Here is a 21,394-nt window from a genome sequence, read left to right as displayed (position 1 = left end):
CGGTCGTTGGCAAAGCGCGAAAAATGCTCCAGAACGCCCTGGCGGAGGCCGGCTATCCGGCCCACGTCCTGGTGGCCTGCAGCGGCGGGCCGGATTCACTGGCACTTGCGTCCGTGGCAGCCTATTTCGCCCGCCGCGGCCACGTTGACGGACACCCGCTGACGGTAGGCGCCGTGGTAGTGGACCACCAGCTGCAGGAGGGGTCCGCCCAGGTAGCCGCCGCCGCCGCCCAGGCCTTGAAGGAGCTGGGGCTCACCCCGGTGGAGGTCAGGACCGTGGACGTCGCCAGCACGGGCATGGGTCCTGAAGCCGCCGCCCGGGATGCCCGCCACGCAGCACTGGAAACAGCCGCACGCGAACAGGGCGCCGCCGCCATCCTGCTGGGCCACACGCTGGACGACCAGGCAGAACAGGTCCTCCTCGGCCTGGCCCGCGGCTCCGGGACACGCTCGCTGGCCGGCATGCGGCCCTCCCGCGGCCTGCTTATGCGGCCTTTCCTGGGGCTGCGCCGCGAGGACACCCTGGAGATCTGCCACGTCGAGGAGCTGGAGCCCTGGCACGATCCCAGCAATGCAGATCCGGCTTTTGCCCGGTCGCGGACCCGGGTGGAAGTGCTCCCGCTCCTGGAGGAAAAACTTGGACCGGGCGTGGCTGAATCCCTCGCCCGGACGGCGTCGATCCTGCAGCTGGATGCCGACTACCTGGAGGACGTGGCAGAACGCACATACGCCGGTTTGGCGCAGCGGTCCGGCCCGGAAATCAGCCTTCCCGAGGATGCCCTCGGCGAACTCTCCCCGGCCATCAGGTTCCGTGTCATCGCCAAGGCAGCGGCCGACGTCGGGGGTCAACAACCCAGCTACCAGCGCCTTTTGGCGGCGGAAGCGCTGCTGCGGCGGCAGGGTTCCGCCGGTCCCGTGGAGCTCCCGGGCGGAGTGAGCGTGTACCGGCTGTCGCTGGCACAGCTGGGCGCCGGACAGGGACGCAAGGCCGGGCGCAAGGCTGCAGGGGCGCAGGAGCAAGGCATTCCCGTTCCCCGCGAAGCGGCCCGCTGTGGGAAGCTAGTATTCCGGCCTCAAAAGCCGCCCCAAGAATAGTCGCACCCCGCATCTACACAGGAGCCATTGGTGGATTCAAACGACGTCCAGGCAGACCTCAAGCACGTTCTCTACACCAAGGAACAGATCGAGCAGCGGATCACCGAGCTCGCTGCCCAGATCGACAAGGACTACGAAGGCCGTGAAATCCTGCTCGTCGGCGTCCTCAAGGGTGCCGTGATGGTCATGGCCGACCTCGCCCGTGCGCTCCACAGCCACGTCTCGATGGACTGGATGGCAGTGTCCTCCTACGGCTCCGGCACGCAGTCTTCCGGTGTGGTCCGCATCCTCAAGGACCTCGACACGGACCTGATGGGCAAGGACGTCCTGATTGTCGAGGACATCATTGACTCCGGCCTGACCCTGTCCTGGCTCAAGACCAACCTGGAATCCCGCGGCACCGCGTCCGTGGAGATCTGCACTGCGTTCCGCAAGCCCACGGCCGCGAAGGTGGAGATCGACGTCAAGTACGTCGGCTACGACATCCCCAACGAGTTTGTGGTGGGCTACGGCCTGGACTATGCCGAGAAGTACCGCAACCTGGACTTCGTGGGCACCCTCGCCCCGCACGTCTACGAGTAACCTTCCTCCCGCCGGGATGGCATCTCACGGCAGTCCCGGTACCGGGCATCCCGTGAAGTGCCATCCTGCGGCATTTAAGCGGACCGGGGACGGATGAGCGGCAAAAACATCGGCATCAGGGATGTAGCGGCCGCTGCCGGCGTCTCGGCGACCACCGTTTCGCATGTCCTGAATGATGTAGCCTCCGCCCGGATCAGCCCCGAAACCCGGGAGCGGGTCAGGTCGGCGGCCGGGCAGCTCGGCTATGGGCCCGACAGCGTGGCCCGGGCCCTGCGTACCAACCGGACAACATTGCTTGGGCTGGTGGTCGAGGACGTCGGGACCAGTCCCCACGCCGGGCAAATCATCCTGGGTGCCGACGACGCCGCACGGGCCCGCGGCTACAACCTCCTGATCCTCAACACCTCCGGAGCGGCGGGCCCCGAATCCCGGGAGTCCGACGTCGGGTCCCTCCTGGCGCGCCGCGTGGACGGCATCCTTTACGCCCCCGGGCGCCACCGGCAGCTCCAGCCGCCCGCCAACCTCGCCAGCGTTCCCGCGGTGCTGCTGGGCTCCGCCCGCAGCGCCGGCAGCATCGCTGCGGTAATCGCGAATGACGACGACGGCGTCCGGGCCGCCGCCGACTGTCTCGCCGCAGCCGGTCACACGCGGATAGGGTTCATCGGCAACACCAGCGATCCGGATCCGGGCGCCCATGCTGCAGCCGCCCGGATCCTGGCCGGTGTGGACCGGCCAACCGGACTTGTCTGCACGGACGCGGCGATGGTCATGGGGGTCTACCGTGCCGCCGACGAACTGGGGCTCGTCATCCCGGCAGACCTGTCCGTCATTGCCCTCTCCGACCACGACGTCCTTGCCGAAAACCTGGCCCCGGCGCTCACCACGGTGACAGTGTCCCGTTATGAGATGGCTGTCCGGGCCACGGATATCCTGATTGACGCCATCGAGGAAAAGACCGGCCCCGCCGTATTTAAGCAGCATTCCGCTGTCTTCGCCTGGACGCTGACGGCCCGCGGATCGGTGGCCCCGCCGGGCCTGTCCGCTACGCCCAGAGGGAACTTTTGAGCGGCACCGTGCGTGATTTACTCGGAACGGTGTATAGCTAGTAGCTGATGCAGCACCCACACGTGCGAAGACCACTCGCCGTGCAGCACTACCAGGAGGGACGGGGCCAGCCCCCGATCAGATGAAAGCTAAGAGTTTCTTCAAGGGCCCGGGCATCTGGATCGTTGTTGTGATCGCCATGCTGCTTGTGGCCTTTGCAACACTGGCTCCCGGCGGTGCGGCACGGATCGACACCGACAAGGGCCTTGAGCTCCTCGCCGAGAACGGCCAGGTTGAGCAGGCAAAGATCTTCGACGGCGAGAACCGGGTTGACCTGGTCCTGAAGGACAGCCTGAATCTCGACGGGCAGGACAAGGGCAAGAGCGTCCAGTTCTTCTTCGTTGATGCCCGCGCCGCAGATGTCGTCAAGGCAGTCACGGACTCCAGGCCGGCCAACGGCTATACGGATCAGCCGATCGAAAGCAACTGGTTCTCCGGCCTGCTCTCGCTGCTGATTCCCGTGATCCTGCTCGGTGCGCTGTTCTGGTTCCTGATGACCCGGATGCAGGGCGGCGGCTCCAAGATCATGCAGTTCGGCAAGTCCAAGGCCAAGATGGTCAACAAGGACATGCCCCAGGTCACTTTCGTTGACGTTGCGGGTGCCGACGAAGCCGTTGAGGAACTCCAGGAAATCAAGGAGTTCCTGCAGGAGCCGGCGAAATTCCAGGCCGTGGGTGCCAAGATCCCCAAGGGTGTGCTGCTGTACGGCCCTCCCGGAACCGGTAAAACCCTCCTCGCCCGCGCCGTTGCCGGCGAGGCCGGCGTGCCGTTCTTCTCCATCTCCGGCTCCGACTTCGTCGAAATGTTCGTCGGTGTTGGCGCGTCCCGTGTCCGCGACCTCTTCGAGCAGGCCAAAGCCAACTCGCCCGCCATCATCTTTGTTGATGAAATTGACGCCGTAGGCCGCCACCGCGGCGCCGGCATCGGTGGCGGCAACGACGAACGTGAACAGACCCTCAACCAGTTGCTGGTTGAAATGGACGGCTTCGACGTCAAGACCAACGTCATCCTGATCGCTGCAACCAACCGCCCCGACGTCCTGGATCCGGCGCTGCTCCGCCCGGGCCGCTTTGACCGCCAGATCACAGTCGAGGCGCCGGACCTGATCGGCCGAGACCAGATCCTGCAGGTCCACGCCAAGGGCAAGCCGATGGCTCCCGGCGTCGACCTCAAGAGCGTGGCCAAGAAGACCCCCGGCTACACGGGCGCCGACCTCGCCAACGTCCTCAACGAAGCGGCACTGCTGACGGCCCGCTCCAACGCCAACCTTATTGACGACCGTGCCCTCGACGAGGCGATTGACCGCGTGATGGCCGGCCCGCAGAAGCGCAGCCGCGTTATGAAGGAACACGAGCGCAAGATCACCGCGTACCACGAAGGCGGCCACGCCCTGGTGGCGGCGGCCCTGCGGAACTCGGCCCCGGTCACCAAGATCACCATCCTTCCCCGCGGCCGTGCACTGGGTTACACCATGGTGGTGCCGGACAACGACAAGTACTCCGTCACCCGCAACGAACTGCTGGACCAGATGGCCTACGCCATGGGCGGCCGCGTGGCGGAGGAAATCGTCTTCCACGATCCCTCCACCGGCGCTTCCAACGACATCGAGAAAGCCACGGCCACGGCCCGCAAGATGGTCACCGAGTACGGCATGAGTGAGCGCGTGGGCGCTGTGCGCCTCGGCCAGGGCGGCGGCGAGCCCTTCCTGGGACGCGACGCAGGGCACGAGCGCAACTACTCGGACCAGATCGCGTACGTCGTCGATGAGGAAGTCCGCCGCCTGATCGATCAGGCACATGACGAGGCCTACGCCATCCTGACTGACAACCGCGATGTCCTGGACTTCCTGGCACTGGAACTCCTGGAACGGGAAACCCTCAACCAGGCCGAGATCGCCGATATCTTCCGCGACATCCGCAAGCGCGATTTCCGCGAAGTGTGGCTGTCCAAGGAGACCCGCCCGGTGCAGCAGGCAGGCCCCGTGGAATCCCGCCAGGAAAAGGCAGAGCGCGAAGCCCAGGAGGAAGCCAAGCAGGCCCGCCTGGACGAGCCGCTCGACGCCCAGCCCCCGCACCCGCAGGGTGTGCCGGAGGATGCTCCGTTCCAGGGCGGCATCCCCGGCTCGGGGCCAGACGCCCTGCGCGGCTAAGCTTTCTTCTGTGAACCACTTCGACGACGACGACACTCATGCCTCCGCCGGACATCCGGCGGAGGACGGATCCCACCACAAAAAGCACGAGAAAGTGGACCGGCCTCGGATCGAAGCCGCCGTCCGTGAAATCCTGCTGGCGATTGGTGAGGACCCGGACCGCGGCGGGCTCCAGGACACCCCCAAGCGCGTGGCCAAGGCCTATGCCGAGGTCTTCGCCGGGCTGCACCACGACCCCGCCGACGTCCTGTCCACCACCTTTGACCTTGACCATGAAGAACTGGTCCTGGTCAAGGACATCCCGTTCTACTCCACGTGCGAGCACCACCTGGTGCCGTTCCACGGGGTGGCCCACGTGGGCTACATCCCCTCGCACGACGGCAAAGTGACCGGCCTCAGCAAGCTGGCACGGCTCGTGGACATCTACGCCCGGCGCCCGCAGGTCCAGGAGCGCCTCACCACCCAAATTGTTGAAGCAATGGTCAGCCACCTCAAGCCGCGTGGCGCGATTGTTGTGATCGAATGCGAACACATGTGCATGTCCATGCGCGGTGTCCGCAAGCCCGGAGCGAAGACCGTCACCAGCGCGGTACGCGGGCAGCTCCATGACCCGGCCACCCGCGCCGAAGCCATGAGCCTCATCCTCGGAAGGTAACTACTCAGACCATGGATTCACTAGCTGCAGCCCCGGGAACCGGGCCCGCAACCTCTCCGCTGCCCATCCTGCGCAAACCGCGCCGGGCCGCGACGTTCGCAGGACTACCCACTGACCGCACCCTGGTCATGGGCATCCTGAACGTCACCCCGGACTCGTTCAGTGACGGCGGCAAGCACGCGACGGCGGACACTGCCATCGCGGCCGGCCTGCGGATGTTCTACGCGGGGGCGGACATCATTGACGTCGGCGGCGAATCCACCCGCCCCGGCGCCGAGGATGTCAGCCCGGAGGAAGAACAGCGCCGGGTGGTGCCCGTTATCGAGGCCCTGGTCAAGGCCGGCGCCCTGGTTTCCATCGACACCACGCACACCTCCACAGCGGCGGCCGCACTGAAGGCCGGCGCCGCCATCATCAACGACGTTTCGGGGCTGACCATGGAACCCGAAATGGCGGAACTGGTGGCCTCGTCCAAGGTGCCCTATGTTCTGACGCACCGCCGTGGCGATGCCCGCACCATGAATTCCCTGGCCGAGTACCAGGATGTGGCAGGCGAAGTGGTGGCGGAACTGGCCGGCGTGCGGGACAAGCTGTACGCCGCGGGTGTGAGCCCCGAGCAGATCATCGTTGACCCGGGGCTGGGCTTCGCCAAGAACGACGCCCAGAACTGGGAGCTCCTGCAGCACCTGGACCAGCTGGACAGCCTGGGGCACAAGGTTCTGGTGGCTGCATCCCGCAAACGCTTCCTGGGTACGCTGCTGACCGTGGCCGGCAAGTCCGCCGCCCCGGAGGAACGTGACGCCGCCACCGCGGCCATTACCGCCATCAGCGCCTTCCGCGGTGCCTGGGCTGTCCGCGTGCACGACGTCGGACCAAGCCTTGACGCTGTTAAGGTAGCTTCACGCGTGGCGGCTGCCCGCACCACACACTAGGGCCGGGGGACCCATGGACAGGATTACGCTGAGCGGCGTCACCGCCGTCGGCCATCACGGCGTGTTCGACTTTGAGCGCCGTGAGGGCCAGCCCTTCGTGGTGGATGCCGTCCTGCACCTGGACTTCACCAAGGCTGCCGAATCCGACGACGTCCGGGACACCGCGCACTACGGTGAAGTGGCCGAACGGATCAAGGACTGGATCACGGGCGAGCCCCTGAACCTGATCGAAGCCCTTGCTGTCCGGATCGCAGACGACCTGCTGGCCAGGTTCAACATCGGGGCCGTGGACGTCACGGTCCACAAGCCCCAGGCGCCCATCGAGGTGCCCTTTGGCGATGTTGCGGTCAGCGTGCACCGTGCCCGGCAGCACAATGTCCCTCCAGACCACGCTCCGCATTACGGAACCCGGCCATGACCGGCTACACCAAAGCGGTCCTGGCCCTCGGCAGTAACCTGGGCGAACGGAACGACACCCTGTCCGGGGCGGTCGCGGACCTCGTGGACCCGCCGGAGGTACGCCTGCTGGCTGTTTCCCCGGTGGTGCAAACCAAAGCTGTTGGCGGGCCGGCCGGCCAGCCGGACTTCCTGAACATGGTCATGACGGTGGAAACCACCCTGTCCCCGGAGGCCCTCCTGGAGCACTGCCAGGCTGTGGAGAACAAACACCACCGCGTCCGGGAAGTGCATTGGGGGCCGCGGACACTCGACGTTGACATCATCACGTACGGCGATGTCACCAGTGACGATCCAATACTGACTTTGCCGCATCCGCAGGCTGCCGGGCGGGCCTTCGTCCTGTACCCCTGGTCCCTCATTGAACCGGGAGCCACACTGGGCGGCGAACGGATCAGTGAGCTGGCCGCCCGCGCCGCCGACTTCCCGGATCTGGTCCCGTTTGACGGCTTCGGCGACTACGACGGCGCCCCTACCGCAGGGGCGGTTGAGTAGCCGTGAAACCCATCAACCCCCTGCGCCTCCTGTTCATCGGGCTGGTCCTGACCGTGGCCGGCTGGTCAGCCACGGTGGTGACCACCCGCTACAGCATGGCAACTCCGGTTCTGCCGGCCACAGCATTGGCCACCATGGCCGTGATCGTAGCCATCACCCTGATTCTGGGTATCAGGGTCCTCCGGTGGCGCAACAGCACCAAACGCAAGAAAGCGCTGGACCCGATCCTTGCCGCGAGAACTCTGGTGCTCGCGCAGGCCTGCGCCTACGCCGGCACCGTTCTGCTCGGCTGGCACGCGGGGATTTTTCTGGACCAGTTGCGCATCTGGAACCTGCGCAGCGACCAAGGCATTACCTGGGTAGCCGTAGCCGTAGCCGGCGGCGGGCTCGTGATGATCGTTGTGGGCCTGCTGGTGGAGAGGTGCTGCAGGATCCCGCCCGAAGACACTGAAGCATCCGGCGACGGGAAACCCGGCCGCAAGGTACGCGGGGAAGCTGCAGGGGAAGGCGAATATGCATACCGGGGCGATTGATCCGGCGGGCGTGACGTGGCAGCGGGTGTCACCGAAGTACGTCACCGTCCGGCTGGTGGAGTGGGCCATCGGAAACGTCATTGCCGTGCTTGTCCTGAGCCTGCCCCTTGTCTTCGTGCTCCTGGGCTGGTGGCGATGGCCGCCGTTATGGCTGGCCATCCTGGTGCCGGCGGCAACCTTTGTGCTGGCCATCTGGCGGCTGCTGCTGATCCCGCGGCAGGTGCGCGCCATCGGCTATGCCGAACGGGATGACGACTTGCTGATCCGCGGCGGCATTTTCTTCCAGCGGGTCATGGCAGTGCCTTACGGCCGGATGCAGTATGTGGATATCGGCGTAGGGCCGGTGGAGCGCGGCCTCGGCCTGTGCACACTCAAACTCCACACCGCCGCCCCCGGCACCAAGGCAATCATCCCCGGCCTGCCCGCCGAAGAGGGGGCGCGCCTGCGTGAACAGCTCGCCGCCCGGGGCGAAGCCAGGCTGGCAGGGCTGTGACCGCTGGGGTTCCGGAGCGCGGTGCGCCGGACGTTCCCCCCGCGTCGTCGGGGGCACCTGCACCCGAGCCCGGGTCTGCACCCGAGCCCGCGTCAGCGCCCGAAGGCGAGTGGCTGCGGGTGCACCCGGCCTCTCCTTTTGTGCGTGGGTGGGTAGCCCTGGCAGCCATCGGTTATTTCTTTGGCCGGGATATCTTCGAACGGCTGCTGCAGGGCAGGCCGCTCGTCGAGGAGGACTTCGCCGGCCGCGCACCCTGGCTGGTCGCCGGTGGCGGGATCATGCTGGTGCTGGCAGTGCTGGGGTTCATCCTGACCTGGTATTTCACCAAGTACCAGGTCGCCGAAGGGTACGTCCGGGTCAACTCCGGCTTCCTCTTCCGCCAGCAGCGGCAGGCCCGGCTGGACCGCGTCCAGGCCATCGACATCGTCCAGCCCCTGCTGGCCAGGATCTTCGGCCTCGCAGAACTCAAGTTCGAGGTGGCAGACGCCGGCGAATCGGCGGTGAAGCTTGCCTACCTGCGGATGGACGACGCGCGGCAGCTTCGGGCCACCATCCTGGCGCGGGCCGCCGGCATTGTCCCGGACCCTGCCCGGCCGCAGGAAGCCCCGCCCGAGGCGCCCGAACACCCGGTGCTGTCCGTCCCGCCGTCGCGCCTGGTCGGTTCGCTGCTGCTGAGTGAGCAGAGTTTCTTCGTGGTGGTGGGTGGCATTGCCTCAGTGATCCTGTCCGCTGTGACGGATAACCAGGGCTTCTATTTTTACCTGATCCCTGCCGCGCTCGGCCTCGCCGCTGCCTACTGGGGCTCGTTCAACAAGGGCTACAACTTCACGGCGGCCATTTCGCCGGACGGGATCCGGCTCCGGTACGGCCTGCTGGACACACAGGCACAGACCCTCCCGCCCGGCAGGATCCAGGCGTTGTCAGTGACCCAGTCTCCGCTTTGGCGGATCTTTGGCTGGTACCGCATCCAGGTCAATGTTGCCGGCTACGGTGCCGTGGGCAGCAACGGCGAGGCCTCGCCGCGGACCACGCTCCTGCCCGTGGGTAAGCTGCCGGATGTGATGAGCATGATCGCCCTGGTCGTGCCGGACCCCGGAACACCGGAGCCCGGCCGCATTTTCGCGGCGGGGCTCAGCGGACTGGATTCCGACGGCGGATTTGTCACCACGCCGCGCCGTGGCCGGTTCCTGGCCCCGCTTGGCTGGCGCCGCAACGGGTTCGCCGTCACCGGCACGGCTCTGTTGATCCGTTCGGGCCGGTGGTGGCGGCAACTGGTCATGGTCCCGCACCAGCGCACCCAGTCCCTGGCCGTGCACCAGGGGCCCATTGCACGCCGGTTCGGGGTGGCGGACCTCGTCCTCCACACCACGGCGGGGCCGGTTTCACCGCGCCTGACCCAGGCCGGTGTTGACCAGGCGAGGGCTCTCTTTGATGAACAGGCAGCACGGGCACGGCTGGCCCGTAAACGGCAGACCAGCGAACAATGGCTGGCGCAAGTGGCCCCGGTGGCTGATCCGGCCCCGAAGGCTCCTCCGGCCGAACCCCCGGTGGTTGAGCCGGTCGAAACCAGTCCCCAACAGGAAGGCCCCCGCCGTGGTTAAGCCCGGACGTCTCGGCGTCGGAATCATCGGTGCCGGCAAAGTCGGCGCGGTGCTTGGCGCCGCCCTCCGCGGGGCAGAACATGCCGTCGTCGGGGTGTCCGCTGTGTCGGAGGCCAGCCGCGAACGCGCGGAAGCGTTGCTGCCCGGAGTTCCCGTCCTTGAGATTCAGGAGATTGTGGAGCGTGCCGAACTGGTGCTCCTGGCCGTTCCCGACGACGCGCTGGCCGGCCTGGTGGACGGGCTGGCGAAACTTGGCGCCTGGCAGCCCGGACAGCTGGTGGCCCACACCTCCGGCCGGTTTGGCGTAGGCGTCCTGCACCCGGTGCGAAGCGCCGGCGCCATTCCGCTGGCACTGCACCCGGCCATGACGTTCACAGGCATGAGCCTCGACCTCACCCGACTGCTTGACTGCACCTTCGGGGTAACAGCCGATGCCGCCATGCTGCCCATTGCGCAGGCCCTGGTTGTGGAGATGGGGGCGGAACCGGTAGCAATCGCTGAGGGTGACCGGACGCTTTACCACACGGCCCTTGCCCATGGTTCCAACCACCTTGTCACGCTGGTGGCCCAGGCATCGCAGCTGCTCCGCGATGTGGGTGTGGACGAACCGGGCCGGATGCTTGGCCCGCTGCTGCGGGCCACGCTGGAGAACGCCCTCGCCTCCGGGGAATCGGCGTTGACCGGCCCCGTGGCCAGGGGTGACGCGGGAACCGTGGCGGCCCATGCCGAGGCGTTGCGGGAGTACGACGCCGGGACGCACGGCGATGTGCTCGAGGCGTACCTCGCCATGGCCCGTGCCACGGCACGGCGGGCCGAAAGCCGCGGGCTGCTGAAAGAGGATCAAGTGGACGCCATGCGTGCGGCCCTGGAAGAAGGAGACTGACATGGTGGCGCAACTGGTGCGGACGGCGGCGGAACTGCGGGCAGCGAGTGCCCTGCTTCTGGCCGAACGAGGTGGCAGGTCCCAGGGCCTGGTGCCTACCATGGGCGCACTCCACGAGGGGCACGCCCGGTTGGCGCGTATCGCCGTCGAACAAAACGACGTGGTGGTGGCAACCATCTTTGTGAATCCGCTGCAGTTTGGTGACGCGGTGGATCTGGACCGCTATCCGCGCACGCTCGAGGCTGATGTGTCCCTGCTCGAGGAGCAAGGCGTTGACCTGGTGTTCGCACCCTCGGTGGAGGAGGTCTACCCCGGCGGCGAGCCGCTGGTGCGCGTGACGGCCGGGTCCCTGGGGGAGAAGTGGGAAGGGGCCTCGCGCCCCGGGCATTTCGACGGCGCCCTCACCGTGGTTGCCAAGTTGCTGCACTACGGCATCCCGGGGGCGGGACTTCCGCCGGCCGGGGCCTTCGTCTCGGGTGCCGGTGCCGGCCTGCCCGCCTACCGTGCGTACTTCGGCCAGAAGGACGCCCAGCAGCTGGCGCTGGTCAGGCGGATGGTGGCGGACCTGAACTTCCCGGTTGAGATAGTTGCCGTACCCACGGTGCGCTCTGACGACGGGCTGGCCCTGTCCAGCCGTAACCGGTTCCTCTCCGACGAGGAGCGGGACGCGGCCCTGGTACTGTCACGCGCACTGCGGCTCATCGAAGAGCGGGCCAACGCCCACCAGCCCCTGGACCTGGACTCCGCCCGTGCCTTGATTGAGTCCCAGCCTCTGGTTGCGCTGGACTACTTCGACGTCGTGGACCCGGATACCCTTGAGCCGCTCGCCGAAAACTGCCGGAAAGTCCCGTTCCGCGGTGAGGGGCTGGCTCTCATCGCGGCCAAAGTCGGGCCGGTCCGGCTGATTGACAATGCGCCGCTGAGTTCCTGATGCCTGCCCTGCGGTCCCGCCCCTGAGGCCCGTACGGGCCCGGATATCTGTTGGATTACCTGCGGATCGGCTAGGCTGGACGTAGTGCCCCGGACCCTGGCATCGCCTCATCTTTGGCGACCCCCGGAGGAGCAAACCCCATGATCCGCACCGTAGACGACGGTCTGTCTTACCTCGTCAAAGTCACTGACGCGTCCCTGGTGGATGACTATCTGAATTCAGCCGTGGATCTGGCCCGCCAGTATGCGGCCACCACTGCCCTCTGCGGCATCCTGGTGACCCGCCACGCGCACGATACCTACACCGTGGCAGTCAGCGAGGCCGTGCCGTTCGGTGAAACGCGTGAACGGCTGGATTTCTAGGGACCACTCATGCCTGACGCTGATGGCATGCTGCAACTCGTGCAGCGCCATATATTGACTGCAGGAACCCCGCTCCAAGGGCAGGCGTATGACATCATCGCCTCCATCTTTGATGATCCGTGCCCGGAATTGGACGAGGTTAAACATCGGCTGCAGAGGTGCCTGGCTGCCTACCCGCACGCCCCGGAGAGGGCGCTGCTGGCCCACCTGATGGAAACCTCCCGGATCGCTAACGCCGAGGGTGGCGGCCTGCCTGTTGAAGGCCTGCCGGTGGCCTGAGCCGGTTGGCAGCAAATGTATTCTTGAAGGGACGACTCCGCCGTTCCGGTTCAGCCTGCAGCCGGACCCTACACAGCGGGACGAATCAGGGATCAGAGGCAGACCATGGACATTGCCCCCGGCGTGGTCGAGGGTGAAGACGACCTCTGTGCTCCCTATCTCTCGAACCTGCCCGTCACCGGTGTGGCTGTATCCCTGTTCGGCGGAACAGCCGCTGAGACTCTGGTAGCCGCCAGCGACGATCTGGCGGCGCGCCTGGACGAGTTGCAGTTCAACCTGGGGGAGGGCCCGCGGTGGCGGGCACTGAAGACCCGGCTGCCCGTCCTGCTTGGCGACGCGCAGGCCACCGTAGACGGCGAATGGCCGGTGTTCCACAAAGCCCTCGAGGGAACGGCGGCAGCGGCGTTGTTTGTCTTCCCTTTGACAGTCGGGGCGGTGGACCTCGGAGTCGTGGAGCTTTATCACACCGCGCCGGGGGCCCTGAGCGGTTCCGACCAGTCAACTGCCGCGGTGCTGGCGGGGCAGACCGCCTGGTATCTCCTGCGCAAGATCCTCAACGTCAATTCGGCTGACGCCGATCCTTCTCTGGAGCCCGGTTTGATGTCGCGCCGGGAGATCCATCAGGCCACCGGCATGGTTCTGGCCCAGTCCGGCGCCTCAGCGGCCGAATCCCTGCTCATGCTGCGCGCATACGCCTTTGCCAACGACCTGAGCTTGAAGGCGACTGCGGCCGCTGTGCTTGATGGCCGGCTTAGCTTCGGCCCGCAGGATGACCGGCCCGGCGGGCATGCACTGCAGTAAAATGGCGCCATGGTAACGAATACGCGCGCGGAGCGCGTCAGTGTGGCTTTCGTGAAGCTCACGGACACACTGGTGGCGGACTATGACGTCCTGGACCTCCTCCACACCCTGGTGGAGGAGTCTGTGGGGCTCCTCGACGTCGCGGCCGCGGGACTGCTGCTCGCTGATCCCAGCGGAGAATTGCAGGTGGTGGCGTCCACGAGCGAGGAGAGCCGGCTCGTGGAGGTCCTGCAGCTGCAGGCAGGGGCCGGCCCGTGCGTGGAGTGCTACTTGACCGGGAAAGCCGTGGAAGTGGCCGACATCAATAGCCTGACCGCCTGGCAGGGCTTCCGGGAAGCAGCACTTTCCCAAGGCTTCCGTTCGGTCCATGCCGTGCCCATGAGGGTCCAGGGACGCACCATCGGCGCGATGGGCCTGTTTGGCGCCAGTGCGCGCCCCTTGACGAAAGAGGATGCTGCAATCGGCCAGGCGCTGGCCGACGTCGCCACCATCAGCCTTATGCAGGAACGCACCCTCAGGGAGGCTGCGCTGGTCAATGAGCAGCTCCAGCGGGCGCTCAATACCCGGGTGCTGATTGAGCAGGCCAAGGGCGTCATTGCCCATACGGCAGGTGTGGATATGGACGAGGCATTCAACCGGCTGCGCAGCCACGCGCGAGCCAACAGCCAGAGCCTGCAGGTAACCGCCGGAAAGATTGTGGACCGCAGCCTGACGTTGTGAACCGCACGCAGTGAGAGAACATTTTGCGGGTAGGGCGGAGGCGGGCCGCCTTACAGTGTTGATCCACCTTGGCGGTCCCGGTTAAGCATCAGCTGCTGGAGGAGTGCGCGTTCCGGCCGGCCGGGGTTCTGGGCGACGCAGCGGCGCAGCCGGGCCCTGGCCAGCTCTTCGCCGGGGTCCGTCCCGTTGAGAACTTCGTCAATGATTTCCTGCGCCTGCCACCGAAGAGACTCGCGGGCAAACTGTCTCACCTCAGCCGAGGCTGCGGTGGTTTCAATCCACGGGTCCGGGTCGTTGCACGGAATGAACTCGAACGTTCGCTCTGCTGACATTGGGGCCTCCTTGCACCAGGCCGACGGGCCCTGGAAGGGAACCCGTCGGAGTCAAAGCACTTGCGTCTGGGAAAAACACTACATGCAGGAAGACCGGTCTGTCTGCACTTGGGAGTAAAGTAGTACCACGATGATTTCCGATGGAGAAGCCACACTGCCGCTTGCGGAGAACGATGCAGCGGTGGCTGTTCGTCCTGCCGATTCCCGGGAGCGGATCCTCGCCGTGGCCTACGAACTGTTTTCCCGGCGCGGAGTGCGGGATGTCGGGGTCAACGAACTCATTGAACGCTCCGGCGTGGCCAAGGCAACTTTCTACCGGCACTTCCCGTCCAAGGATGCGCTGGTTCTCGCGTTTCTGGAACTTCGGGACCAACTTTGGACTGTGGACGCAATCGTTGGGCAGGCCAAACGTCGGGCCACCAAGCCGACGGAACAGCTGCTTGCAATTTTCGACGTCTTTGGCGAATGGTTCCTTCGGGACGACTTCGAAGCCTGCTCGTTCATCAACATCCTGCTTGAGATGGGTCCGGCGCATCCGCTGGGCCAGGCCAGCATCGATTACCTGTCCAGGATCCGGGGGCACGTGCAGGCCCTGGCGGAGCAGGCCGGCCTGGACCGGCCCGAGGATTTTGCCCGCTCATGGCACATCCTGATGAAGGGCTCCATCGTTTCCGCCTCTGAAGGGGATACTCAGGCGGCGAGGCGGGCCCAGGAGATGGCCGGCTGGCTGATCGAGCACCACAGCAGCTGATAGTCAGCTTGCTTATCACTTTGGGCTTTCCTAGGCTGGATGCTGTCAGGCACACAACTCTCGAAGCGGTCACCCGTGCGCTGGAATGCGCCGATCCGCCTCGCTGAAGGAGGAAAAATGTCAGAACACAGCATCGCTGGCAAAAAAGTCGCTTTCCTGCTGACGGACGGCGTGGAGCAGGTCGAACTCACCAGCCCGTGGCAGGCAGTCAAGGACGCCGGCGGCGAACCCGTTTTGGTCGCTCCCGGCAGCGGACGGCTACAGGGTTACAACGGGACGGACAAAGGCGACACGTTCAACGTCGACCTGACGCTGGCCGAGGCCAATGCGTCCGACTTTGACGCTCTGGTCCTCCCCGGCGGCGTGGTGAACGCCGATCACCTCCGTGTGGATAAGGCCGCCCAGGCCTTTACCCGCAGCTTCTTTGAGCAGCATAAACCGGTGGCTTCCATCTGCCATGGACCATGGCTGCTGATCGACGCCGGCGTGATCCGCGGCCGGAACGTGACCTCGTACCACACGCTCCAGACCGACCTGAAGAACGCCGGCGCCAACTGGAGTGATGAGGAAGTCGTGGTTGACCAAGGCCTGGTGACGAGCCGTCACCCGGGCGATCTTGAGGCCTTCAACGGCAAACTCGTGGAGGAAATCTCCGAAGGCCGGCACGCAGGCCAGACCGTCTAAGGAATCTGCCCGGTTCCCCCGCCGTTAATACAGGTGAGCGGGGGAACCACCCGTTTTGATGAAACACGAACAGGGATCGGGTATGACCAGGCAGGTTGAATCGTTTGAGGACGACTCCGGCGGAGTGGTGTCCTATCACCGGCACCAGAACGGCGGGGGCTATGTGGGCCGCGGCGCGGTTGTAGCTGACTCAGCCCGTCTGGGGCTGATGACCTACGTTGAACCGCACGCGCGGATCGGAGCCGGCGTCCTCGTTGGCCACGGGAGCTGGATCGACCGCCAGGCGCAGGTGGGGGAGCGGACCATCATCGGCGACGCCGTGCGCGTGGGCCATGGAACGATCATCGGTAACCGCGTGCATATCGGCAGCCATTCACGGATCGGAGCCGGTGCCGTCATCGGCCACGGCGCCCGGCTGGCCGCTGACAGCAGGGTGCCCGACGGCGGCCGCATCGCCGCCCAGCCGCGGCGCCGGACAGGCGCGGGCACGGAAGTCCGGCAGAGGTCCCGGAAGCCGAAAAAGAACCTAGCCGCTTAGGGCGGCCAGGTTCTCCTGGGTACAGTGCCGGTTGGGCGGCCCGTCGGTCATGTGCCGGGCTTAGAGCAGGCTGGCGCCGATGTCCTGGCCGATCCGCCGCAGCAGCGCCGCCGAAAGTACAGGATCCTTGGATGAATCCAGTTCGGTGTACCCGGCCAGGGTGTAAACGTTCGTGAGCGCCAGGTCGGACCAGCGCTCCTGCGGCAGCAGGGAACGCCCGGCGACTGCGATGATCGGGCGGCTTCCGGAGCGGCGGGCGACGGCGGCGGGAAGCTTTCCCGCGAGTGTCTGTTCGTCGATGCTCCCTTCGCCGGTGATCACGACGTCGCAGTTGTCCTTGCGGGTGTCGAAGTCCAGCAGATCCAGGAAATAGTCTGCGCCGGAAACCTGCTTGGCCCCAAGCAGCAGGCAGGCGTAGCCGATCCCGCCAGCGCTGCCGGCGCCCTGATGCTCCGCAAGCGCCGCTGCGTCAGCGAATCCGGCGTCGGCCAGGCGGGCTACGAGATGAGCCAGGCCTGCCTCCAGCCCGGAAACCTCAACCGGCCCGGCGCCCTTCTGCGGCCCAAAGACTGCGGGAGCGCCCTCGGTTCCTAGGAGCGGATTGTGTACGTCGCTGGCAACCACGAAGTCCACGGTGGCCAGTTCCGGGAGTGCTGCCCGGTGGATGGAACGGATCAGGGGCAGGGCCCTGCCGCTGCCTTCGAGTTCGTGGCCGGCCGCGTCGCGGAAAGTAAAACCCAGGGCCGTGAGCATGCCCATGCCGCCGTCGGTGCTGGCGCTGCCGCCCAGCGCCAGCACTACCGTGGCCGGGTTGAGGCGAAGCGCGAACAGGACTGCTTCGCCGAAGCCGCGGCTGGAGGCATCCAAGGCCCGGAGCCGGCCGCCGGGCAGGAGCCCCAGTCCGCAAGTGTTCGCCACCTCCACAACTGCAGTGACGCCGTCGAACGCTATGCTCGCCTGGACGGGCTCCCCGGTGGGTCCGGCAACCGTGTAGCTGTGCCGGGTGAAGCCGGACGCGACGGCGGCGTCAACGCTGCCGTCACCGCCGTCCGCCAGAGGCAGCAGCTCGCAGTGCACCGTCCCGGCCCTGCCGGACGGCCCGGTTGCCGAGCGAAGCCCGGCGGCCAGGGCCTCCGCTACCTCTCCGGCGGTGAGGCTGCCTTTGAACTTGTCGGGAGCAATGAGGGTCCGGACGGTTTGCGGGGCGGTGGTGTGATTCATGTCAGACGGATTTCGAGTAGGCGGGGCGGCGGTCAGCGGTTGTGGAGGGCCCGACGCCGGGAGAATGCTTGGGTGCCGGATCTTCGGGGTCCGGATGCCTGGGTGCATGGTGGCCGTACTCGGCAAGATCCTCATCGATGTCGATGACTTCGTCCAGGTGGATGGGGTCCTCCGACGGCATGGGCTCGACGGTTTCGCCGTTGAAAACCCGGCGGGCGCGGTCTGCGTCCAGGGTGCGGTCCCACCAGGCGATGAAGAGGGTGGCTACGGCGTTGCCGGTGAAGTTCACCAGGGCGCGGCATTCGGACATGAACTTGTCGATGCCGAAGATGAGCATGATGCCGGCCGCCGGGATAGTGCCGATGGTGGTCAGCGTGGCGGTCAGGGCGATGAAGCCGCCGCCGGCCACACCTGCCGCGCCTTTGGAAGTCAGGAGCATAACGGCGAGCAGGCCGAGCTGCTGGCCGAGCGTCAGGTCCGTGTTGGTGGCCTGTGCGATGTACAGGGCGGCCAGCGACAGGTAGATGGCGGCGCCGTCGAGGTTGAAGCTGTAGCCGGTGGGGACAACGAGGCCCACGGTTTCCTTCTTGACGCCGGCGTGCTCGAGCTTGCGCATCAGGCCTGGCAGGGCCGGCTCTGCAGTGGAGGTGCCAAGGATGAGCATGTACTCCTCCTTGAGGTGGCGGATCATCTTGAAGATGTTCAGCTTCAGGAAGGCCATCACCGAGCCGAGGACCACCACCACGAAGAGGATGGACGTGACGTAGAAGAGTGCGATGAGCCCGCCCATGCTGGTGAGCGAGGAGACTCCGTACTTGCCCACGGCGAAGGCCATGGCACCAAAGGCACCCAGCGGGGCGGCCTTCATGATGAAGCCCAGGATCTTGAACATCACGCCGGTGAGGCGCTGCACGCCGTCAAGGACCGGGGCGCCCACCTTGCCCATGGCGTTCAGGGCGATACCGAAGACAACGGCGATGAAGATGATCTGGAGGATGTCCCCTTCTACGAAGGGACCAACGATGCTGTCGGGGATGATGTGGGTGAGGAACTGCCACCACTCCTGGTGCTGGCCGGCATCGATCAGCTTGGCCGCGGATTCGGACGTTTTGATGGTGCTGGCATCAGCATTGACTCCCTCACCGAGCCGGAAGATGTTGATGGCAACCAGGCCGAAGATCATGGCGAAGATGGTGCCCACCTGGAAATAGGTGAGGGCCTTCAGCCCGGTCATGCCGACCTTTTTCAGGTCCGCGACGCTGGCGATGCCGCCCACGATGGTGAGGAAGACAATGGGGCCAATGAGCATCTTCATGGAGTTCACGAAGGTGGTGCCGATGGGTTCCATCGCGACGCCGGTGGCCGGTGCGAGCCAGCCGACCAGAATGCCGACAACAATGGCGGTCAGCACCCAGAAGTAGAGCTGCCGGTACCAACGTGTCTTTGGGGCCGCGCCCGTGGCTGCCGCGGCTGTGGTGCTGCTGTGATCCATGATTCCTACCTCGTTGTGGAATATCGCTGGAGGGGTGAGTGAAGAAGTGTGGGAGGGGAGCGTCCGACGGCGGCCCGCAAGCCGCCGGCGAACGTTACCTCAAGGTGCTACGCGCCGCAGTCAGACCGCTGCGGGGGCGAGCGTCAGTGCCTTGATGATGGCCTCGGTGACGTCCTCAGTCCTCGCGTCGCCGCCGACGTCGCGGGTCAGGTGGCCTGAGCCGGTGGCTGCCTCGATGGCCGCTTCCACCTGGCGGGCTTCCCCGTGCAGGCCGAAGTGGTCCAGCATCAGGGCGGCGCTGGCAATCGCGCCGATCGGGTTGCTGATGCCCTGGCCGGCGATGTCCGGTGCGGAACCGTGGACCGGTTCGAACATGGACGGGAAGCGGCGTTCCGGGTTCAGGTTGGCACTGGCGGCCAGGCCCAGGCTGCCGGCGAGGGCGGACCCCAGGTCGGAGAGGATGTCAGCGTTCAGGTTGGACGCGACCACCACGGACAGGTCCTCGGGCTTAAGGATGAACTTGGCGCTCATGGCGTCCACCAGGACGCTCTCGGTCTGCACGTCCGGGTAGTCCAGGGCCACGCGGTTGAAGACTTCGTCCCAGAGGACCATGCCGTACTGCTGGGCGTTGGACTTGGTGACAGAGGAAACCTTCTTTACGGTGCGGGTCCGGGCGAGGTCAAAGGCGAAGCGCATGATGCGCTCGCAGCCCTTCTCGGTGAACAGTGCGGTCTGCAGGGCCACCTCGTTGCCGGGGCCGCGGCCGCTCAGGTTGCGGCCGCCGAGGCCTGCGTATTCGCCTTCGCTGTTTTCGCGGACTACAACCCAGTCAAGCTCGGTGTTGTCGGCCTTGCGCAGCGGGGACTGGATGCCGGGGAGGAACTTCACGGGGCGGATGTTGGCCCACTGGTCGAAGTTCTGGGTGATGTTCAGGCGCAGGCCCCAGAGGCTGATGTGGTCCGGGACGTTCTCCCAGCCGACGGCGCCGAAGTAGATGGCGTCAAAGCCCTTCAGGGCTTCCAGGCCTTTGGGGTCCATCATCTGGCCGGTCTTCTCGTAGTAGCCGCAGCCCCAGGGGAACTCGGTCCAATCGAAGGCGAATTTGCCGTTGGAGTTCTCCGCCAGGGCGTCCAGGACGCGGCGGCCGGCCGAAACAACTTCCTTGCCCACGCCGTCTGCGGGGATGGATGCGATGCTGAATTTCTGGGTGGCGCTCATGTGCCTACCTCCTCGTTGAGTGTGTTGGCAGTGAACCTGTAAGCCGGGTCACACTGTTCTTCCTCTTCAAGTAGACGGCCGGTGCGCAGGCGGCGTCCAAGACCAAGATCCGATCCGCTAAATAGGTTCAGCCTATCGATCGGGCTGTATGGCCTACGGGGAGGCGCTGGCGTGCTCAGCCGCCACTTTCAGGAATGCCAGGGCCGCGGGCGTCAGGCCGTCCTTCCGGCTCAGGATGGCAACGTCCAGGTAGGACACCGGTTCGATCAGCAGTGTGCGGAGGCCGGCTTTATGGGCCGTTGGCGCCCAGGACGAGGGCATGACGGCGTGCCCTACGCCGGACAGCACCAAGGGGAGGATGGAGGTCCGGTGGGCCACCTCCACCACGATCTCGGTGGCAACGCCGTGGGCCAGGGCGTCATCCACGAGCCAGCGCATCAGGGACCCGCGCTGGCTCGCTATCAGCCGGTGTCCGCCCAGGTCCCCGCGCTGGATGGCCTGCCCCGGAGGGAACGAGTCTGCCTCCGGGTTGACGATCAGGATGAGCGGCTGGCGCTCAAGATCGAGTACATCGACGCCGGGCACCCTGATGGGCGTGGAGGATCCGGCCAGGCCGATCTCCGTGCTACCGCTGCGCACCGATTCGATGACTTCTTCCGGAGTGAACGCGGCGCTGACGTTGAGCCGTACGGACGGGTGAATACGCGTAAAACCGGCGATCATGGACGTCAGGGGCTCTATGCCGGGGGACGGCATGGTGATGATGTCGAGCTTTCCGCTGCGAACTCCCCTCAGTGCCTGGACGGCAGATTGAGCGGCGTCCAAATCCCGCATCACCAGCCGGGCCGGGCCCACCAGTTCCTTGCCCGCCTCGCTGAGGACCGCGCGCCGTCCTATGCGGTGGAAGAGCGGCACACCCAGTTCCTTTTCCAGGCTGGCGATGGTCTGCGACAGCGAAGGCTGGGCGATCAGCAGATGCTCGGCTGCCCGGTTGAACCCGTCATGGTCAACAACGGCCAGGAAATACTTCAGTTTCCGGGTGTCCACGCAGATCAGCCTACGCGCGCAGGAAGAAAAATCCCGTGCGC

25 protein-coding genes are annotated in these 21,394 nt (G+C 66.0%); 20 read left to right on the top strand and 5 right to left on the bottom strand.

The features are described 5' to 3' along the window. Window positions 1-23: 23 nt before the first annotated feature. The 17 genes from tilS (at window position 24) to GUV69_RS13230 (ending at window position 14,070) form a co-directional block, all read left to right on the top strand. Window positions 24-1,094, top strand: coding sequence for a tRNA lysidine(34) synthetase TilS (gene tilS, locus GUV69_RS13310; protein WP_164203089.1), 1,071 nt, complete (start codon window positions 24-26; stop codon window positions 1,092-1,094). A gap of 30 nt (window positions 1,095-1,124) precedes the next feature. Further along, complete coding sequence (hpt, locus tag GUV69_RS13305) at window positions 1,125-1,676, top strand: hypoxanthine phosphoribosyltransferase (protein WP_164203087.1); 552 nt, start codon at window positions 1,125-1,127, stop codon at window positions 1,674-1,676. Between the two features lie 93 nt (window positions 1,677-1,769). Continuing rightward, entirely contained in the window at window positions 1,770-2,741 is a 972-nt protein-coding gene (locus GUV69_RS13300; RefSeq protein WP_164203085.1) for a LacI family DNA-binding transcriptional regulator, read from the top strand. 121 nt (window positions 2,742-2,862) lie between these two features. Then, window positions 2,863-4,929 carry an ATP-dependent zinc metalloprotease FtsH gene (gene ftsH, locus GUV69_RS13295; RefSeq protein ID WP_164203084.1) on the top strand — a complete coding sequence of 689 codons (2,067 nt, stop codon included), beginning with the start codon at window positions 2,863-2,865 and terminating at the stop codon, window positions 4,927-4,929. A gap of 10 nt (window positions 4,930-4,939) precedes the next feature. Then, complete coding sequence (folE, locus tag GUV69_RS13290; RefSeq protein ID WP_164203082.1) at window positions 4,940-5,584, top strand: GTP cyclohydrolase I FolE; 645 nt, start codon at window positions 4,940-4,942, stop codon at window positions 5,582-5,584. 11 nt (window positions 5,585-5,595) lie between these two features. Continuing rightward, window positions 5,596-6,516: a dihydropteroate synthase gene (gene folP, locus GUV69_RS13285; protein ID WP_164203080.1), complete on the top strand. Its 921-nt coding sequence runs from the start codon at window positions 5,596-5,598 to the stop codon at window positions 6,514-6,516. Window positions 6,517-6,529: 13 nt separating this feature from the next. Continuing rightward, the gene (gene folB, locus GUV69_RS13280; RefSeq protein ID WP_164203078.1) at window positions 6,530-6,934 is read left to right on the top strand and encodes a dihydroneopterin aldolase; all 405 of its coding nucleotides are present in this window, start codon (window positions 6,530-6,532) and stop codon (window positions 6,932-6,934) included. Next, on the top strand, window positions 6,931-7,467 hold the full coding sequence (gene folK / locus GUV69_RS13275; RefSeq protein WP_164203076.1) for a 2-amino-4-hydroxy-6-hydroxymethyldihydropteridine diphosphokinase: 537 nt from the start codon (window positions 6,931-6,933) through the stop codon (window positions 7,465-7,467). The genes folB and folK overlap by 4 nt, the downstream gene beginning before the upstream one ends. 2 nt (window positions 7,468-7,469) lie before the next feature. Beyond that, the gene (locus tag GUV69_RS13270; protein ID WP_164203074.1) at window positions 7,470-8,000 is read left to right on the top strand and encodes a DUF3180 domain-containing protein; all 531 of its coding nucleotides are present in this window, start codon (window positions 7,470-7,472) and stop codon (window positions 7,998-8,000) included. Next, window positions 7,981-8,493 carry a PH domain-containing protein gene (locus tag GUV69_RS13265; protein WP_164203072.1) on the top strand — a complete coding sequence of 171 codons (513 nt, stop codon included), beginning with the start codon at window positions 7,981-7,983 and terminating at the stop codon, window positions 8,491-8,493. The genes GUV69_RS13270 and GUV69_RS13265 overlap by 20 nt, the downstream gene beginning before the upstream one ends. After that, a complete protein-coding gene (locus tag GUV69_RS13260; protein ID WP_164203070.1) occupies window positions 8,490-10,094 on the top strand; it encodes a PH domain-containing protein in 1,605 nt (534 codons plus the stop codon). Before GUV69_RS13265 ends, GUV69_RS13260 begins: the two co-directional genes overlap by 4 nt. Continuing rightward, the gene (locus GUV69_RS13255) at window positions 10,087-10,977 is read left to right on the top strand and encodes a Rossmann-like and DUF2520 domain-containing protein (protein WP_164203061.1); all 891 of its coding nucleotides are present in this window, start codon (window positions 10,087-10,089) and stop codon (window positions 10,975-10,977) included. Before GUV69_RS13260 ends, GUV69_RS13255 begins: the two co-directional genes overlap by 8 nt. A gap of 1 nt (window position 10,978) precedes the next feature. Continuing rightward, on the top strand, window positions 10,979-11,908 hold the full coding sequence (locus tag GUV69_RS13250) for a 4-phosphopantoate--beta-alanine ligase (protein ID WP_164203059.1): 930 nt from the start codon (window positions 10,979-10,981) through the stop codon (window positions 11,906-11,908). 140 nt (window positions 11,909-12,048) lie between these two features. Then, the gene (locus GUV69_RS13245) at window positions 12,049-12,270 is read left to right on the top strand and encodes a hypothetical protein (RefSeq protein ID WP_164203057.1); all 222 of its coding nucleotides are present in this window, start codon (window positions 12,049-12,051) and stop codon (window positions 12,268-12,270) included. 9 nt (window positions 12,271-12,279) lie between these two features. Next, window positions 12,280-12,549, top strand: coding sequence for a hypothetical protein (locus GUV69_RS13240; RefSeq protein ID WP_164203055.1), 270 nt, complete (start codon window positions 12,280-12,282; stop codon window positions 12,547-12,549). Between the two features lie 105 nt (window positions 12,550-12,654). Beyond that, on the top strand, window positions 12,655-13,350 hold the full coding sequence (locus GUV69_RS13235; protein WP_164203052.1) for a GAF and ANTAR domain-containing protein: 696 nt from the start codon (window positions 12,655-12,657) through the stop codon (window positions 13,348-13,350). 9 nt (window positions 13,351-13,359) lie between these two features. Continuing rightward, window positions 13,360-14,070, top strand: a complete 711-nt coding sequence (locus GUV69_RS13230) for a GAF and ANTAR domain-containing protein (protein ID WP_164203050.1) — start codon at window positions 13,360-13,362, stop codon at window positions 14,068-14,070. A 50-nt stretch (window positions 14,071-14,120) separates the two neighbouring features. Here the strand turns inward: GUV69_RS13230 and GUV69_RS13225 are convergent, their stop codons facing one another. Beyond that, window positions 14,121-14,402 (bottom strand): hypothetical protein, encoded by a 282-nt coding sequence (locus tag GUV69_RS13225; protein WP_164203048.1) that lies wholly within the window; start codon window positions 14,400-14,402, stop codon window positions 14,121-14,123. Window positions 14,403-14,532: 130 nt separating this feature from the next. On the opposite strand from GUV69_RS13225, the gene GUV69_RS13220 reads away from it, so the two are divergent. The 3 genes from GUV69_RS13220 (at window position 14,533) to GUV69_RS13210 (ending at window position 16,375) form a co-directional block, all read left to right on the top strand. Further along, window positions 14,533-15,153: a TetR/AcrR family transcriptional regulator gene (locus GUV69_RS13220; protein WP_164203046.1), complete on the top strand. Its 621-nt coding sequence runs from the start codon at window positions 14,533-14,535 to the stop codon at window positions 15,151-15,153. A 117-nt stretch (window positions 15,154-15,270) separates the two neighbouring features. Then, window positions 15,271-15,837, top strand: coding sequence for a type 1 glutamine amidotransferase domain-containing protein (locus GUV69_RS13215; protein ID WP_164203044.1), 567 nt, complete (start codon window positions 15,271-15,273; stop codon window positions 15,835-15,837). 82 nt (window positions 15,838-15,919) lie between these two features. Then, window positions 15,920-16,375, top strand: a complete 456-nt coding sequence (locus tag GUV69_RS13210; protein ID WP_164203042.1) for a transferase — start codon at window positions 15,920-15,922, stop codon at window positions 16,373-16,375. A 60-nt stretch (window positions 16,376-16,435) separates the two neighbouring features. Here the strand turns inward: GUV69_RS13210 and GUV69_RS13205 are convergent, their stop codons facing one another. The 4 genes from GUV69_RS13205 to GUV69_RS13190 form a co-directional block, all read right to left on the bottom strand. Beyond that, the gene (locus GUV69_RS13205; protein WP_164203040.1) at window positions 16,436-17,596 is read right to left on the bottom strand and encodes a glycerate kinase; all 1,161 of its coding nucleotides are present in this window, start codon (window positions 17,594-17,596) and stop codon (window positions 16,436-16,438) included. Window position 17,597: 1 nt separating this feature from the next. Beyond that, a complete protein-coding gene (dctA, locus tag GUV69_RS13200) occupies window positions 17,598-19,088 on the bottom strand; it encodes a C4-dicarboxylate transporter DctA (RefSeq protein ID WP_164203039.1) in 1,491 nt (496 codons plus the stop codon). 120 nt (window positions 19,089-19,208) lie between these two features. After that, a complete protein-coding gene (locus GUV69_RS13195) occupies window positions 19,209-20,306 on the bottom strand; it encodes a tartrate dehydrogenase (RefSeq protein WP_164203037.1) in 1,098 nt (365 codons plus the stop codon). A gap of 153 nt (window positions 20,307-20,459) precedes the next feature. Then, complete coding sequence (locus tag GUV69_RS13190) at window positions 20,460-21,353, bottom strand: LysR family transcriptional regulator (protein WP_164203035.1); 894 nt, start codon at window positions 21,351-21,353, stop codon at window positions 20,460-20,462. Between the last annotated feature and the right edge of the window lie 41 nt (window positions 21,354-21,394).

It is taken from the genome of [Micrococcus luteus] ATCC 49442 (genome assembly GCF_010367585.1).
Lineage (GTDB): Bacteria > Actinomycetota > Actinomycetes > Actinomycetales > Micrococcaceae > Arthrobacter > Arthrobacter luteus_A.
Note: the sequence above shows the minus strand (reverse complement) of the source record. Positions and strands in the feature narration are given on the sequence as shown.

Coding starts and splice junctions, on each gene's coding strand:
- GUV69_RS13210 (WP_164203042.1), top strand. CDS start 15,920: ATGACCAGGCAGGTTGAATCGTTTGAGGACGACTCCGGCGGAGTGGTG.
- GUV69_RS13220 (WP_164203046.1), top strand. CDS start 14,533: ATGATTTCCGATGGAGAAGCCACACTGCCGCTTGCGGAGAACGATGCA.
- GUV69_RS13195 (WP_164203037.1), bottom strand. CDS start 20,306: ATGAGCGCCACCCAGAAATTCAGCATCGCATCCATCCCCGCAGACGGC.
- GUV69_RS13215 (WP_164203044.1), top strand. CDS start 15,271: ATGTCAGAACACAGCATCGCTGGCAAAAAAGTCGCTTTCCTGCTGACG.
- folP (WP_164203080.1), top strand. CDS start 5,596: ATGGATTCACTAGCTGCAGCCCCGGGAACCGGGCCCGCAACCTCTCCG.
- GUV69_RS13250 (WP_164203059.1), top strand. CDS start 10,979: ATGGTGGCGCAACTGGTGCGGACGGCGGCGGAACTGCGGGCAGCGAGT.
- GUV69_RS13235 (WP_164203052.1), top strand. CDS start 12,655: ATGGACATTGCCCCCGGCGTGGTCGAGGGTGAAGACGACCTCTGTGCT.
- folK (WP_164203076.1), top strand. CDS start 6,931: ATGACCGGCTACACCAAAGCGGTCCTGGCCCTCGGCAGTAACCTGGGC.
- GUV69_RS13240 (WP_164203055.1), top strand. CDS start 12,280: ATGCCTGACGCTGATGGCATGCTGCAACTCGTGCAGCGCCATATATTG.
- dctA (WP_164203039.1), bottom strand. CDS start 19,088: ATGGATCACAGCAGCACCACAGCCGCGGCAGCCACGGGCGCGGCCCCA.
- ftsH (WP_164203084.1), top strand. CDS start 2,863: ATGAAAGCTAAGAGTTTCTTCAAGGGCCCGGGCATCTGGATCGTTGTT.
- GUV69_RS13300 (WP_164203085.1), top strand. CDS start 1,770: ATGAGCGGCAAAAACATCGGCATCAGGGATGTAGCGGCCGCTGCCGGC.
- GUV69_RS13230 (WP_164203050.1), top strand. CDS start 13,360: ATGGTAACGAATACGCGCGCGGAGCGCGTCAGTGTGGCTTTCGTGAAG.
- GUV69_RS13245 (WP_164203057.1), top strand. CDS start 12,049: ATGATCCGCACCGTAGACGACGGTCTGTCTTACCTCGTCAAAGTCACT.
- GUV69_RS13225 (WP_164203048.1), bottom strand. CDS start 14,402: ATGTCAGCAGAGCGAACGTTCGAGTTCATTCCGTGCAACGACCCGGAC.
- folB (WP_164203078.1), top strand. CDS start 6,530: ATGGACAGGATTACGCTGAGCGGCGTCACCGCCGTCGGCCATCACGGC.
- GUV69_RS13265 (WP_164203072.1), top strand. CDS start 7,981: ATGCATACCGGGGCGATTGATCCGGCGGGCGTGACGTGGCAGCGGGTG.
- GUV69_RS13205 (WP_164203040.1), bottom strand. CDS start 17,596: ATGAATCACACCACCGCCCCGCAAACCGTCCGGACCCTCATTGCTCCC.
- tilS (WP_164203089.1), top strand. CDS start 24: ATGCTCCAGAACGCCCTGGCGGAGGCCGGCTATCCGGCCCACGTCCTG.